Raw genomic sequence first — 15,319 nt, forward strand, 5'->3', positions numbered from 1 at the left:
TAATTTGGTGGTAAAAATGTCGCTCCTGAAAATACTCGAATTTCCCGATCAGCGCCTCAAGAATATGGCGCAGCCTATTGTCCGGGTGGACAAGCAGGTTCAGCAGCTTGCCGATGACATGGCGGAAACCATGTACGATGCTCCGGGGATCGGTTTGGCGGCTCCTCAGGTGGCTGCCGGACAACGCCTGATTGTCGTGGATGTTTCTGAAAATCGCAATGATTTGATGGTGCTGGTGAACCCCGAAATCATCGCCCATAGTGGCGAGGAAGAAATGAAAGAAGGTTGTCTGTCGGTTCCCGGGGTTCTGGAAACGGTTCGGCGGGCCGAAAAAATTACCCTGCGGGCAACCACCGTACAGGGGAAACTCATTGAGCTCGAAGCTGATGGCCTGCTGGCGGTGTGCATTCAGCATGAAATTGATCATCTCAATGGCACCTTGTTTGTGGATCATCTGTCGCGCCTGAAACAGAATCTGATCCGTCGCAAGGCGGAAAAGCGGGTGCGTCAGGGTGAGTAAACGCATTGTTTTTGCGGGAACTCCAGAATTCGCCCGCATCGTTCTTGAAGAATTACTGGCCGGTCCGGAAGTTCTGGTGGGTGTGTTGACGCAGCCCGATCGCCCTGCAGGGCGCGGTCGCCATCTGCAGGAAAGCCCGGTCAAGCAATTGGCCAGGGAGGCGGGTATTCCGGTTTTTCAGCCGGAGTCCTGCAAAACTCCCGAGGCTCTGGATTTGTTGCGCAGCTTGCAGCTGGATCTCCTGATTGTCGTGGCCTACGGACAGATACTTCCGCAGGCAGTTCTCGATACACCCCGCCTTGGCGCCATTAATGTCCACGCCAGTCTGTTACCCGCCTGGCGTGGTGCCGCCCCCATTGCCCGCGCCATTGCTGCCGGAGACGTGGAAAGCGGGGTGGCCATTATGCAAATGGAAGCCGGGCTGGATTCTGGACCGGTGCTGAACGTACTTACCTGTCCCATACATCCTGAAGACACGGCGGCCAGCCTCCATGATCGTCTGGCACTGCTGGGCAAAGCCGCCTTGCGGCAGGCTCTGGACGCGCTCTGGGCAGGGACCGCAACAGCACTGGTTCAGGATGAAAGCCGGGTAAGCTACGCGCGTAAGCTGAAGAAAGAAGAAGCCTTGCTGGACTGGCAGCTTCCCGCTGCAATGCTGGACCGTCAGGTGCGCGCCTTTAATCCCAGCCCCATTGCGCATACGCTGTTTCGGGAGAAAGGATTGCGCGTCTGGCAAGTCAGACCGATAGCGGCAACGGTGGATATTGCGCCAGGAAGCATCACCGCCATCCACAAGGAGAGTTTCACGGTAGCCTGTGGTGACGGGCAACTCGAATTGTTGCTTTTGCAACCGGCGGGCAAGGGAAAACTCAGCGCGGGAGATTTCATCCGTGGATATCATCCTGTGCAGGGAGAAAAGTTGGGATGAGTAAAAAACCAAATCACCAGGGAAGCCCCGGCATGCCCGGCGGAACCCTGCTGCGGCAAGCAGCCATCAAGGTATTGCAAGCCGTGGATGAAGGCGAAAAAGTCGATCAGGCCCTGGCCGCTACGACAGTCAGCGGCCCGGAGCGCGCCACATTGCAGTGGCTGGTGCTGGGAACCTTGCGGGAATATTTGTTACTGCAGAAATTATCCGGATTACTGCTGCGCAAAAGCTGGCGGGAAGAAGACCAGAATCTGGGTTTTCTTCTGCATCTGGCACTTTTTGAATTGCGGCATGGACAGCGCCCCGCTTTTGCGGTGGTGAACGATTGGGTGGAGATGGTTGAAACACTCCAGAAAACCTGGGCTAAGGGTCTGATGAATGCGGTTTTGCGCCGCTTTCTGCGTGAACGTGAAGCCCTGGAAGCGCAACTAGCGGATCCTGATCTGAGTCATCCGGCCTGGCTGGCCGCGCGCCTCAGGGAAGCCTATCCGGAAGAATGGTCAGCCATAGCCGCCGCCAACAATCGTCCCGCACCCCTCTGGCTGCGCGTCAATACGCAGCGGGTCAGCCCCGAAAACTACCGCGAGTTGCTGCTGGCACAAGGTTTGTCCTGTCATGGAGTGGACTGGAGTGACGCCGCTCTTTGTCTTCCCGAAAGCATTCCGGTCGCCACGCTTCCGGGTTGGGACGCGGGCTGGGTGGCCGTGCAGGATGCGGCAGCCCAGATGGCCGCGCACATTCTGGCTCCCCAATCCGAAGAACGAATACTGGATGCTTGTGCCGCACCGGGAGGAAAAACTGCGCATCTTTGGGCATTGGGCGCACGCCGTCTGGATGCCTTGGACCGCTCTGCAGAACGTCTCCAGAAATTACGGGAAGCGCTATTCCGGCAGGGGGCTATTGCCCATCTGCAGGCTGCCGATGCCGGTGATCCGGAAAGCTGGTGGAATGGTGAACCATATGACGCCATTCTCCTGGATGCGCCCTGTACGGGCGTTGGCGTCATTCGCCGGCATCCCGATATCCGCCTGCGCCGTCAAGCCGAAGATGTCCAGCAGGCCGTGGCCCAACAGCAACGCCTTCTGGAGGCATTATGGGGTTGTTTGCGCCCCGGCGGTCGGCTTCTTTATGCGACCTGTTCGATCCTGCCCGAAGAAAATCTGTTGCAGATTCGGGCGTTTCTGGCACGCCACGAGGATGCTCGCCAGCAGGCCCATCCCCTCACCGGACAACATTTGCCGGGTCAGAACGACATGGATGGTTTTTACTATGCCCTCCTGGTGAAAGCTGAATGACCTCTGTGCTGGTTTTTGCGCGAGCGGGTGGCATGATGCGCAAGCGCGGCGCGGTTTTGCTGGGCCTGATCCTGGTCTTGTGGTGTTTTGTGGGTTGTGGCTGGGCTTTGGCAGGTACCGCGTTTCACGTGGAACAGTTACAGGTCACGCCAGAAATGAACCGGGTGAAAATCAATGCTCAGGTGCAAATCACTAAAGAAGACCTGCTGCAGGAAATTCTCGATCAGGGACAGACCCTGATCTGGGTCGTGAAAGCGGAATGGCGGGAACCCGAACCATTTTCCTTTATTACAGGTCTGGGCACCCATGCGCAAAAAGAAGTCCGCTGGCAAATTCACTATTATCCGCTGACCAACCAATACGCACTGAAAAATGCAGCAGGCACCCTGCGCTTATTCAATCATTGGCAGGATGTTGTCAGCGTCTTGAAGCAGATTCATGATTTCGAATTGCCTTTGCAACAGGGCGCGGCACGGGGACGGGTAGCGCTGCGGGTTTATGTGGATATACAGGCGCTGCCCGTCCCTCTGCGCCTGCGTGCATTGCTGGATCACTGGAAACTGGAGTCCCCATGGACCGTCAGCGCGCTCCTTTCAAACTGAGAAACTGGTTACGCGCCCTCAGTGCCGGCGCGGCGCCGGAACGCCAGAAGGTTGGCCCCCGCTGGGGTGCCATTTTATTGCTTCTGGCCATTTTAGGCTTTCTGGCGATCAATTTTTTTACCAGCGCGGGCGGACCCCTAAGCCGCTATTTTGTCCCTATGCTGGTCATTTCAGCAGGCATCGTCCTTTTTTTGCTGGTTTTGGTGCTGGTTTCCGTGGTGGCGCTATTGGTCCGGCTGCGTCGGGGAGAAGTAGGCAGTCAGCTCGCCACGCGTTTGGTGATCATCATCACCCTGTTGAGTTTTCTGCCTGCGGCCGTGGTTTTCGGATTTTCCTGGCAGTACCTGAATCGGGGGGTCGATTCCTGGTTCAGTTCGGCCGTGCAAAGTGCTCTGGACCAGGCTTTGAATGTGGCCAAGGCCGGCATTGACCGTTATCGCAATTCGACGCTGCTCGCTGCCGAGAGTATCGCCCAGGCTTTGGTGGGTGAATCAGACAGTAATGCCATTCTGACAGTCATTGCCTTGCGTGATCAGTACCATTTGAGCAGCGTCACCCTGTTTTCCAGTGATAACCGGATTATTGCCACCAGCAGTAATAATCTGGCCCTGGCACCGCGTCTGCCGCGTCAGGAAATTCTGTCCATGGAAGAAGGACACCCTACCGCAAATATTGAACCGGAAGCCGATGGCAGCCTGCTGGTCAAGGCGCTGATTCCCGTTCTGAGCCCGCATCTGGGTGAAAGTAACCGCATGCTCTATGTGGAGCAGCCCATTCCCGAACAGCTTACCAAGGCGGCAGAAGCCGTACAGGTGGCCTATACCCGCTACCATCAGCTTATGCTGATGCGTGAGCCCATGAAAACGGCTTTTCAGCTCAGTCTGGCCGTAGCGCTGCTCCTGGCAGTTTTGTCTGCGGTGTGGATGGGGCTGCATCTGGCCAGGCGGCTGACGGCCCCTATTGCCCGGCTGGCTGCAGGCACCCAGGCCGTAGCCCGGGGCGAATTTATCCCCCTGCAAACCATTGCCAGTCAGGATGAGTTGGGCGTTTTGCTGCACTCCTTCAACAATATGACGCGCCAGCTTGCCCGCGCCAAACAGCAGGCGGCCGCCGCTCAGGAGCAGGCAGAGCAGCGCCGGCTCTATCTGGAAACCATGTTGGGACAATTATCCAGCGGCATTCTCACCTTTGATGGCGAGCATTGTCTGGCAGAAATCAATGCGGCAGCTGTCCAGATTCTGCAGGAAGATTTACCCAAGGGCCGGGCTTTGCAAGAACTGCAGGACGGGGCCGTTCTCGAACCGCTCTGGAAGCTGGTGACCGAGTGGGTGGAACATCCCCGCACCGGTATGCAAAAAGAGCTGCAGCTGGAGCGCAGTGATGGACCGCAAACCCTGATCGTACACGGTGCGCAATTTGCCGACGAAGCCGGCAGTAAAGGCTTTGTTCTGGTATTTGATGACATCAGTACCCTGGTTTCCGCCCAGCGCAGCGCCGCCTGGAGCGAGGTAGCCCGCCGCCTGGCCCATGAAATCAAAAATCCGCTGACGCCCATCCAGCTTTCGGCCGAACGCCTGCGCCGCAAATATCTGGAGCGTCTGGGTGATGAAGGTGAAACCCTGGATCGGGCGACGCGAACCATTATTCATCAGGTGGATGCCCTGAAAGTGCTGGTAGATGCTTTCTCCGAGTATGCCCGGCAACCGCAAATCGAGCTTCGGCCGCTGGAGATCAATCCTTTGATTCTCGATGTTCTGGACCTCTATCGAGGGCAGGAAAATGGTATTGAAATCCGTGCGGAGCTGGCTGCGGATCTGCCCAGTATTCGCGCAGATGTGCATCGCCTGCGCCAGATTCTCAACAATTTACTGCGTAACGCCATGGATGCCCTGCAAGGTACGGAACAAAGTCCTGCCGGAAAACATATTCTGATTCGCACCGGCTTGACGGACAGCGGCTCGGCAAAGATGCTAGAGTTGAGCGTAATGGATGACGGTCCTGGTTTTCCGGCAGAACTCCTGGCCCGGGTATTTGAGCCCTATGTGACCAGCAAGGTCAAAGGTTCGGGCTTGGGCCTGGCCATTGTCCGCCGCATTGTCGAAGAGCATGGCGGAGTGATTATTGCCGATAATCAGGGCGTTAATGGTGGCGCGCGGATTGTGATGGATTTTCCCCTGGGTTGACCTGGATTTTCTGGAGGTGGCATGGAAGCGGCAAGATTGAAGATTCTGATCGTCGATGATGAACCCGATATCTGCCAGACCCTGGCGGATATTCTCGAAGATGAAGGGTATCAGGTACAAACGGCAGGCAGCGCAGCGGCGGCAGAGGAATTTCTGCGCGACCAGATGGTGGATCTGGTCCTGCTGGATATCTGGATGCCCGGTGAAGATGGCATCACCTTGTTGCGGCGCTGGGCGGATGCGGGTCTGGAGCAGCCCGTGGTGATGATGTCCGGACACGCCACCATTGAAACCGCCGTCCAGGCCACCAAGCTGGGTGCTTATGATTTTGTCGAAAAGCCGCTGTCTTTGGACAAAACCCTGCTGACGGTTGCCCACGCCCTGGAGGCCAGCCGCCTGCAGCGCGAAAATCGCGACCTGCGTGCCCAAACCGGCTGGGTAGAACGGCCCAGTGGGGATAGTCCGGCCATTCGTCAGTTTCGGGAGCAGCTCACCCGGGTCGCTGCGGTAGACTCTTGGGCCCTGTTGCTCGGCGAAGCGGGAAGCGGCAAGGAAGTTGCGGCCCGTTATCTGCACCGGCAGAGCCGTCGGGCACAGGGGCCTTTTGTGGACCTGCGTGCTGCCGCCATTGCCCGGCCCAATGTGGCTACGGAACTTTTTGGTAATGAAACCCAGGGCAAACTCATCCGTGGACGTCTGGAAGTCGCCCATGGCGGGACTCTGTTCATCGACGAAATAGCCGATATGGATCTGGAAACCCAGGCCCGTCTGTTTTCAGCCTTGCAGGAAAAACGCATCATCCGGGTGGGGGGCAGTACCCCCGTGCCGGTCGATGTGCGGGTCATTGCCGGCAGTGCCCATGATTTATCCCAGGCTGTACAAAACGGCCAGTTTCGCAGTGACCTGTACTATCGGCTGAGTGCCTTGCCCTTGCGGGTCCCGCCCTTGGCGGCGCGAACGGCGGATATCCCGGTACTCATTGAAGAATTTGTGCGTTTTTATGGTGCCCGGGATGGTCTGCCCGGCCGCCGTTTTGCGCCGGACAGCATGGATGTTCTCAACCACTATCCCTGGCCGGGGAATGTTCGCGAACTGCAAAATCTGGTGGAACGCCTGCTGATTCTGGCTGAAGGTCCGGAAATCAGCGCGGCAGAAATCGAAGGCGCGCTGGGTCTGGATAACCGCATGGCTCTCGCCAACAGCAACTTCGACGAGGACGACTTCGGCGGCACCCTCAAACGGGCCCGCGAACGCTTTGAACGGGCTTTTCTTGAGTATCATCTGGCGCGCAATGACTGGAATATTGCCCGCACCGCTGAAATCGTCGGGCTTGAACGTACCCATCTGTATCGTAAGCTGAAAAATCTCAGCATTGCCCTCAAGGGCGAAAGAAGAGTTGGCGAAGACGGCGAAGAAGAGGATTGAATTCAATACCAAAAACCCGCTCTATTGCGGATTCCTGTGATCCTGCTTAGAGTGGGCGCAATATTTTTAGCTACAGGAAGCCCGTTATGACCCAGCAAAATACTTTGCCCACCAATGCCCCCGAGTTTTGTGCGGGAATGCTCTACTTTGGTGAGAACTGGCCGGATTTCGACGAATACGGCAAATCCTCTGCCATTGCTGCGGATCATAAGGCGATTGCGAACCCCCAGGCACGGGAGGCGGTGTACCAGTCGCTGTTGTTGGCCGATGCTCTGCGTTATTGCACGCTGCAGGTCTGTACCGCCAAGTCGTCCGGCCATCCCGGGGGTTTTGCCTCCAGCGCGGAGGCCTATGCGGCCATGGTCATGCTTGGTCATACCAACATTGTCACGGAAGTGGGGCACCACGCGCCCGGCTTTTACAGTGCCATGTTTCTCGACCGCTCCCTGGAAGCCATGGGTATTCAGAACATGAATGACATGATGGCGCGCTTCCGCGAACAGCATGGTCTGCTGGGTCATCTCTCCGGCGCTATTCCGGGTCTGTTGGCGCCTGCCGGTCCGCTGGGACAGGGGCAACATTTCGCCATGGCCGGGGCGCTGCTGCATCCCGGCACGCTGTTCCCGGTCACCATCGGCGATGGCGGCTTTGGCGAACCGTATGTACTGAGCTCCATGAAACATTTTCACTTTGCCTATCCCCGGGTGACCAACTATCTGCCGATCTTGGTCTGGAATGGTTTCAGCCAGGAACATCATTCCATGGTCTCGCTGATGAGCAACGCGGAAATGATGGCCTACTGGCGGGCGCATGACTTTGATGAGGTCATTCTGGTTGATGCCAAGGATTATGATGATGCCGGACAGGAAGGCGCCTATGTGGATTCCACGCGTTTCTCCTTCGGGCAACGCATGGCTTTCATGGAAGCGGTTCTGAGTGCTGCCGCCAAGGCCGCGCAAAATGCCTTGAATGGTCGTCACACCGCTTTCATCCTCAAACAGTTGAAGGGTGCCGGGGTGCATGTCTCCGGTGCAAAATCCCACAATTTGTATCCCAAGGACACTTTTGAGTCACCGGAAATCAAAGCTGCTTTGCAAAAGCGCGCGCTGAGTCCGGAGGCCTGGGCGCTGGTCCGCGACAACTTCTCCCGTGCCGGAGGGGGCCCTGCTGCCAAAACAGCGGTGACCGAGCAGGTGCTGGAAATCGCCCAATTGGGTGAGTTTCCCCTGCAGAATTTTGCCGTCGGAGAACAGGCCGTGCCGGCCACCGCCATGGGCGCACTGGTCGCCTGGCTGGGACAGCAGGACCCGCGCTTTGTGGTGAGCAATGCCGATGGTAATGAAGCTTCAGCCATGAAGAACATTAATGATGCCCTGAAAATCCGCCATCCCACGGAAGATCCGCTCTACAACCAGCAGCCCGGAGGGCAGGTTTACGAGCCCCTCAACGAAGATGCCTGCGCGGGTCTGGCAGCGGGTCTGGCCCTGTTTGGCAGTCGTTCCCTGTGGTTATCCTATGAGTCCTTTGCCATCAACGGCTGGCCGATTATGCAGACAGTGGGTCAGGCGATGGCCGAGCTGCGCCGCAAGACTCCCTCGACGGTATGCATGTTCACGGCGGGAGCTCTGGAGCAGGGTCGCAATGGCTGGACTCACCAACGTCCGGAAATCGAAAACTATTTCGCCGCGCAAATGCGCAATGGCAATGTGTTTCTGCTCTATCCCACGGATGCCAACGTCATCCAGGCCGCCTATGAATACGCCGTGAATAGCGTCAACAAGTCGATGATTATCATTGCCTCGAAAAGCCCGCTGCCCGTGCATCTGAGTATGGCCGAAGCGCGTGCGGCAGTCCGTAAGGGCGCTGCAGTTCTTTATGAAGGGGCTGGCGGCACGCGCGGCACGGTAACTTTTGCCGTTACCGGAGACATGGTGTTGATGCCGGTGTTCGCCGCCCGCGAGATCCTGGAAAAAGAAGGGTACGGGGTGCGCATTGTTTCCGTCATCAATCCCCGTCAGTTGTATCGCCCCTCGGATGTGGCTGCGCATACCGTATCCGAGCCGGATACGGATTTCATGGCTGATGCGGAATTCCACCAGTTGTTTGCCGGCGACATGTTACTGACCATCGGCGGTGGCGGTTCCGGAGCGCTGGAGCCGGTGCTCTTACGCAGTCGCGCGGCGTATCGCGATACCCTGGCCTGGCAGCGCGGTGAAACCACCGCCAGCGCGGGTGAACTGATGGCTTTCAATGGGATTACGGCGGATGCCATTCTCAGCAAGGTGCGGAGTTTTGGTGGGCAGTAATCCCCGGGAAACCCGTACCAAAATCATCGTCATTGATGATGATCCCACCGGCTCGCAGACGGTCCATTCCTGCCTGCTGCTGACCCGATGGGATCCTGAGACCCTGCGGGAAGCCTTGCAGGATGATTCCCCGCTCTTTTTTGTTTTGAGTAATACCCGGGGCATGACTGCCGTCCGTGCCGAACAGGTCACCCGGGAAATCTGCCGGAACCTGCATGTGGCTCTGGAGCAGTTGGCCAATAACGGACAGCCGATACAACCGTTGCTGGTGAGTCGCTCGGATTCGACCTTGCGCGGCCATTATCCGGTCGAAACCGATGTGATGGCTGAGGAGTTGGGACCCTTTGATGCGCATTTTCTGGTTCCGGCATTTTTTGAAGGAGGGCGCATTACCCGTGACAGCACCCATTATGTCATCCAGAACGGGGTAGAAGTTCCCGCCCATGAAACCGAATTTGCCCGGGATTCGGTGTTTGCCTTTCAGCATAGTTATCTGCCCGATTATGTGGCCGAAAAAACCCACGGACGCATTCCTGCGGAGCAGGTGCAACGCTTGCGTCTGGCGGACTTGCGCGCCGGTTGCCTGGCGCAGCTTTTGGCACTCAAAAATAATACCTGTGTGGTCGTGGACGCCGTGGAAGCGGCAGATCTGCACACCTTTGCCCGGGATTTACGGGCTGCTGCCGGGCAGGGCAAGCGTTTTCTGTTCCGAAGTGCGGCCAGCTTGCTGACCGCACTGGCCGATCTGCCGCCCCAGCCGGTATCTGCGGAAAACATGGCACAACTGGTACGCGGGGGTAAAGCCGGAGCCATTCTGGTCGGTTCTCATGTGCGTAAAACCACCGAGCAGCTCAGCCGCTTGCTGGAGGAATCGGGTCTGCAAGGACTGGAGGTAGAGGTGGATGCCTGCAGCGGGGAGGCGGGCAAGAAGCAGTTAACCCATCTTCTCGATCAGGCCGCCAGGCTTCACGCTCAGGGCCTGGATCTGGTGATTTTTACCAGCCGCAGTGAACGCCAGTTTGCCGATCAGGCGACACGTTTGGCTTTCGGTGAAACCGTATCGGCTTTTCTCATGGATCTGTTGCGTGGTCTGCCCGAAGATCTGGGTTTCCTCATCAGCAAGGGTGGTATCACGTCCAATGATGTTCTGAGTAGCGGGCTGGCGCTGCGCAAGGCGCGGGTCATGGGGCAGATTTTGCCCGGCTGCTCTGTGGTTCAGTGTCCGCATGATCATCCACGCTATCCGGATCTGCCGGTGGTGATATTTCCCGGTAACGTCGGGGATGCCGAAAGTCTTGCCTTGGCACGGCGTCGCCTGCGCGGTCGGTGACGGGCGCAACTCATGGCGGGCAGTCCTGATTCCGATCATGCCGCATTTCTCAGCGCCCTCCGCGCCCTATTGCCGGACGATAGCCTGCTGACGCAGAGCGAGGACCTGCATCCTTACGAATGTGATGGTTTGTCGGTGCTCAGGGAGCTGCCTCTGGCGGTGGTCCTCCCCCGTCATCGAGCAGAGGTACAGGCTGTTCTGAAAATCTGTCAGCAGTATGGTGTAGCGGTGGTTCCCAGAGGGGCGGGCACCGGCTTATCCGGTGGCGCTCGTCCCAGCGCCGGGGCCATTGTGCTTTCCCTGGCGCGACTCAAGCAGATTCGGGCGCTGGACACCAGCAACCGTACGGCCCGGGTGCAGCCGGGGGTGCGCAATCTGGCCATCAGTGAAGCAGCGCGGCCCATGGGCCTGTACTATGCGCCGGATCCTTCCTCCCAGATCGCCTGTACCATTGGCGGCAATGTGGCAGAAAATTCCGGTGGGGTACATTGTCTGAAATACGGCTTGACGGTCCACAATGTGCTGGCTCTGGAAGTGCTGGATGTATCGGGTGAACGTCTGGAAATCGGCAGTCAGGCGCCCGACAGTCCCGGCTATGATCTGCTGGCGCTGATGATGGGTTCGGAAGGATTGCTGGGTATCGTGACCGAATGTACGTTGCGCTTGCTGCCGGTTCCCGAAAATACTCTGGTATTGCTGGCGGCTTTCGCCTCGGTGGTGGCGGCAGCAGATGCGGTGAGTGCCATCATTGCGGCGGGAATCATTCCGGCCGGGCTGGAAATGATGGACCAACTCGCCATAGAAGCCGCCGAAAATTTTGTGCATGCCGGTTACCCCCGCGATGCCGCTGCCATTTTGCTCTGCGAACTGGATGGGACCGAGGCAGAACTTCAGGAACGCCTGCGCGCCGTGGAAAAGCTGTTACAGCGGCAAGGGGCCACCAGCATCCGTATTGCCGCTGATGCCGAAACCCGGCTGTTACTCTGGAAAGGCCGCAAGGCCGCGTTTCCGGCGGTGGGTCGCCTGGCCCCTGATTATTACTGTATGGATGGGACCATCCCGCGCAGGCGTTTGGCGGAAGTTCTCGAACAAATCGCGATCTGGTCGGCCGAATATGGTTTGCGGGTCGCCAATGTGTTTCATGCTGGCGATGGCAACCTGCACCCGCTCATCCTCTATGACGCCAATGTGGAAGAGCAGTTGCATGCTGCAGAAGCCCTCGGTCAGCGCATTCTGGAACTGTGTGTGGCGGTCGGCGGCAGTATCACCGGAGAGCACGGTGTCGGCGTAGAAAAACTGGACAGCATGTGCGCCCAGTTTACGCCTGCCGAGCTGGCCCAGTTGCACCGCATCAAGGCGGCCTTTGATCCCGAAGGGCGGCTGAATCCGGGCAAGGCCGTCCCCAGTCTGCATCGCTGCGCAGAACTGGGAGCCATGCATGTGCATCATGGTCAATTACCTTTCCCGGAACTGGAGCGCTTTTAAGATGGATCAGCGCGAGCGTTTGCAGGAACAGGTCCGCGAAGCCTTTCAGCAGTCGCGTCCCCTGCAGATTCAGGGGGCCGGGACCAAGCGCTTTTACGGCAGAAAAACTGCTGATGCGGAACCGTTGCTATTGCGCGAGCATCAAGGGATTGTGGATTACGAACCCAGTGAACTGTTTGTGACCCTGCGGGCCGGGACAAGCCTGCAGACCTTGCAGGAACAGTTGGCCGAAGCTGGCCAGATGCTGCCCTTCGAGCCGCCTTTTTTCGGGGCGGAAGCTACGATCGGTGGCACCCTGGCCTGTGGTTTTTCCGGTCCACGGCGGCCTTATGCGGGTTCTGCCCGGGATTACGTGCTGGGTGTGCACATGCTCAATGGTCTGGGAGAATCCTTGCGCTTTGGCGGACAGGTCATGAAAAATGTGGCGGGCTATGATGTATCCCGTCTACTGGTAGGGTCTTTGGGTACCCTCGGCATTTTGCTGGAAGTGACGCTCAAAGTGTTGCCGCGTCCCGAGCGGGAGCTGACACTGGTACACGACACCGACATGGCTACAGCCATTGTCCGGATGAATCAATGGGCGGGCCAGCCCCTGCCCTTGTCAGCCAGTGCCTGGGATGGGGCCCACTTGTACCTGCGTCTGTCGGGGACGGAGAAAGCCGTCGCAGCGGCGCAGAGCAAAATCGGTGGAGCGGTGCTGGACGAAAACGACGGCATCCTTTTCTGGAAAAATCTGCGTGAACATCGCCATGTATTTTTTCAGGGAAGCGCAGCACTCTGGCGGCTGGCCGTAGCGCCCGCCACGCCCCCCCTGGCTCTGCCCGGACAGACGCTTATTGAATGGGGTGGTGGACAGCGCTGGCTGCGCGGTCAACGGGATGCCAGCGCCCTGCAGACGCTGGCGGCTGAGCATGGCGGACACGCCACCCTGTTTCGCGGCGGTGACCATGCCAAAGAGGTGTTCCAGCCTTTGCCGCCAGCCCTGTTCGCCCTGCATCAACGCCTGAAAAATGCGTTTGATCCGCACGGTATTTTGAATCCTGGTCGCCTGTACGCGGCCCTTTAGAGAAGCCTATGCAAACCCGGATTGCTCCCCGTTTTGAGAATGACGCCGACATTGTCGAAGCGGACAGTATTTTGCGGAGTTGCGTCCATTGCGGTTTTTGCACGGCAACCTGTCCCACCTATCAGTTACTGGGTGACGAACTGGACGGCCCCCGTGGCCGTATTTATCTCATCAAGGAGTTTCTGGCCGGCACGCCCGCCAGCGCTGAAACCCTCAAACATCTGGATCGTTGCCTGACTTGCCGCGCTTGTGAAACGACCTGTCCTTCCGGGGTACGCTATGCCCGCCTGGCGGAAATTGGCCGTGAACATCTGGAAAACGAAATTCCGCGTCCGGCCCTCGAGCGCCTGAAGCGCAATATGCTGCGTGCGGTGGTTCCTCATCCCGCGCGTTTTCGTCTGGCGCTGCAACTGGGGACCCTGTTCAAACCCTTTTTGCCGGAAGCCCTCGCCCGGAACATACCCGAATGGCCTGGCACAGCGCTTCCGGTGCCGCATCTGCTGCAAGCTGCGACGTCCGACCACCGGCCCACGGTGCTTGCCCTTGCGGGTTGTGTGCAAAGCGTCATGACGCCGCAAACCGAAGCGGCTCTGGAGCAGATTGCTGACCGGCTCGGTTATCAAGTGGAAGTTCCCCCCGAGGCGGGGTGTTGTGGTGCCCTGAGTTTGCATCTCAACGCCCGCGCCGAAGCGCAGGATTACATGCGTCGGAATATTGATGCCTGGTGGCCGCATATCATAGCCGGTGCGGAGGCTATTCTGGTGAGCGCCAGTGGTTGTGGCAGCATGGTCAAGGAGTATGCCGAGGCTCTACAAAACGACCCCGATTATGCCGAAAAAGCCCGGCAAGTAGCGGCGTTGGCACGGGACCCCAGTGAATGGCTGCTCGAACACCTGGAAGCCCTGCCGCTGGAGCACAAAAATCGTGGCCCGTTGGCCTTTCACGCGCCGTGTTCACTGCAACATGCGCAACGGGTGCAGGGTAAGGTCGAAGCCTTGCTGGAACGCGCAGGCTACCAGTTGACGGCGGTTGCCGGTGCGCATCTTTGTTGTGGTTCAGCCGGCACCTACTCCATTTTGCAGCCGGATTTATCTCGGCAACTCCGTGAGCAAAAGCTGGACGCCCTGCAACAGGGCGAACCCTGCGCTATTGCTACCGCCAATGTCGGTTGCCAGTTGCATTTACAGGGTGGTACGGAGCTGCCGGTCCGCCATTGGCTGGAATTGCTTGCGGAGTCGTTGCTGTCTAAAAAACCCTAATCCAGCCGCAACCACCCCTTGCGGTAAAATATCCAGGCAATAAGTGCTTCCACCAGTACCAGGCCGCCGGTGACGGCGACAAATCCATAACGCCAGTGGGGTAGGGGTCCCAGGGGGACGTTCATGGCCGCCGCGCCCGGTATGAACAACGGAATGGTGACCAGAATAATCAGTGCCGCCATGAACTTGAACAAATGATTCACATTGTTGTGCACCACATAAGCGTAAGATTCCAGTAATTCATTGATGGTTTCCTGGTCGCTGTCCACCTGATCACGAACCTGTGACAGTTCAATGCGCGTATCTTCATGAATTTCTCTGAGATCATGGTCTTCCTTGGGCAGGAACAGGCCGATTTCACTGACCACATACTCCAGTTGCAGCAAGCCCAGATCCAGGGCCAGGAGGCGGTCATGAATATCCAGGCCCCGGTACACCACATCATGGCGCTGGGCCTGCCGTAAATCCCGTTCAACCATGGCCATTTCCCGGGCCACAGCGCGCGCGGTGGGCAGGTACAGGCGGGTCACCTCGGCGATGATGCGCAGGACGAGTTCCCAGCGTTTACGCGGTTTATCTGGATCAATCAACTGGTTGAGAAAGGGGATTTCCTGATCCGCCAGGGTCACGAAATAACCCGGTACAAAATAAACGCTGAGAGGCACCAGAGAAAACTGGCCGATGCGCCCATCTTCCGGTATTGGCACCTGAAATTGCAGGGAAATCAGTCGTTCTTCCTTGATCAGCGGCCGCGATGCCTCGCCTTCCAGGCGTTTGCGCAAGAAGCTTTCGGGAATATCCAGAGTCATGGCCGCCTGGCTTAATTCCAGGGCCGAAGGGTTGACCAGGGCCATCCAGCTGCGCCGGTTGGCGTTGCCCGAAAGCAGGCAGTCGCGGGTAATTCGCAGCATGGCGGCTTC

The 15,319-nt window shown here is 58.1% G+C and carries 12 protein-coding genes; 11 read left to right on the forward strand and 1 reads right to left on the reverse strand.

Annotation, left to right across the window (positions count from 1 at the left end; all coding sequences use genetic code 11):
- The first annotated feature begins 16 nt into the window (after positions 1–16).
- From def to glcF, 11 genes are all read left to right on the forward strand, one after another.
- Positions 17–520: a peptide deformylase gene (gene def, locus BLW97_RS00080; RefSeq protein ID WP_010640902.1), complete on the forward strand. Its 504-nt coding sequence runs from the start codon at positions 17–19 to the stop codon at positions 518–520.
- A complete protein-coding gene (fmt, locus tag BLW97_RS00085) occupies positions 513–1,448 on the forward strand; it encodes a methionyl-tRNA formyltransferase (RefSeq protein ID WP_075321970.1) in 936 nt (311 codons plus the stop codon). Before def ends, fmt begins: the two co-directional genes overlap by 8 nt.
- Entirely contained in the window at positions 1,445–2,743 is a 1,299-nt protein-coding gene (rsmB, locus tag BLW97_RS00090) for a 16S rRNA (cytosine(967)-C(5))-methyltransferase RsmB (protein WP_010640900.1), read from the forward strand. Before fmt ends, rsmB begins: the two co-directional genes overlap by 4 nt.
- The gene (locus tag BLW97_RS00095; RefSeq protein WP_075321971.1) at positions 2,740–3,345 is read left to right on the forward strand and encodes a DUF4390 domain-containing protein; all 606 of its coding nucleotides are present in this window, start codon (positions 2,740–2,742) and stop codon (positions 3,343–3,345) included. The genes rsmB and BLW97_RS00095 overlap by 4 nt, the downstream gene beginning before the upstream one ends.
- Positions 3,315–5,528, forward strand: a complete 2,214-nt coding sequence (locus BLW97_RS00100; RefSeq protein ID WP_010640897.1) for a sensor histidine kinase — start codon at positions 3,315–3,317, stop codon at positions 5,526–5,528. Before BLW97_RS00095 ends, BLW97_RS00100 begins: the two co-directional genes overlap by 31 nt.
- A gap of 21 nt (positions 5,529–5,549) precedes the next feature.
- Entirely contained in the window at positions 5,550–6,953 is a 1,404-nt protein-coding gene (locus tag BLW97_RS00105) for a sigma-54-dependent transcriptional regulator (RefSeq protein ID WP_010640895.1), read from the forward strand.
- 86 nt (positions 6,954–7,039) lie between these two features.
- On the forward strand, positions 7,040–9,259 hold the full coding sequence (locus tag BLW97_RS00110) for a phosphoketolase family protein (protein WP_075321972.1): 2,220 nt from the start codon (positions 7,040–7,042) through the stop codon (positions 9,257–9,259).
- Positions 9,249–10,589, forward strand: coding sequence for a four-carbon acid sugar kinase family protein (locus tag BLW97_RS00115; protein ID WP_242947625.1), 1,341 nt, complete (start codon positions 9,249–9,251; stop codon positions 10,587–10,589). The genes BLW97_RS00110 and BLW97_RS00115 overlap by 11 nt, the downstream gene beginning before the upstream one ends.
- 12 nt (positions 10,590–10,601) lie before the next feature.
- Complete coding sequence (locus BLW97_RS00120) at positions 10,602–12,074, forward strand: FAD-linked oxidase C-terminal domain-containing protein (RefSeq protein ID WP_075321974.1); 1,473 nt, start codon at positions 10,602–10,604, stop codon at positions 12,072–12,074.
- A gap of 1 nt (position 12,075) precedes the next feature.
- On the forward strand, positions 12,076–13,140 hold the full coding sequence (gene glcE, locus BLW97_RS00125) for a glycolate oxidase subunit GlcE (RefSeq protein ID WP_193650276.1): 1,065 nt from the start codon (positions 12,076–12,078) through the stop codon (positions 13,138–13,140).
- Between the two features lie 8 nt (positions 13,141–13,148).
- Positions 13,149–14,399 carry a glycolate oxidase subunit GlcF gene (gene glcF / locus BLW97_RS00130; RefSeq protein WP_075321976.1) on the forward strand — a complete coding sequence of 417 codons (1,251 nt, stop codon included), beginning with the start codon at positions 13,149–13,151 and terminating at the stop codon, positions 14,397–14,399.
- Here glcF and BLW97_RS00135 read toward each other — a convergent pair.
- Positions 14,396–15,310 carry a CorA family divalent cation transporter gene (locus BLW97_RS00135; RefSeq protein ID WP_010640883.1) on the reverse strand — a complete coding sequence of 305 codons (915 nt, stop codon included), beginning with the start codon at positions 15,308–15,310 and terminating at the stop codon, positions 14,396–14,398. The two genes, glcF and BLW97_RS00135, sit on opposite strands and share 4 nt — an antisense overlap.
- Positions 15,311–15,319: the final 9 nt, after the last annotated feature.

It is taken from the genome of Acidithiobacillus albertensis (assembly GCF_001931655.1).
GTDB classification, from domain to species: domain Bacteria; phylum Pseudomonadota; class Gammaproteobacteria; order Acidithiobacillales; family Acidithiobacillaceae; genus Acidithiobacillus; species Acidithiobacillus thiooxidans.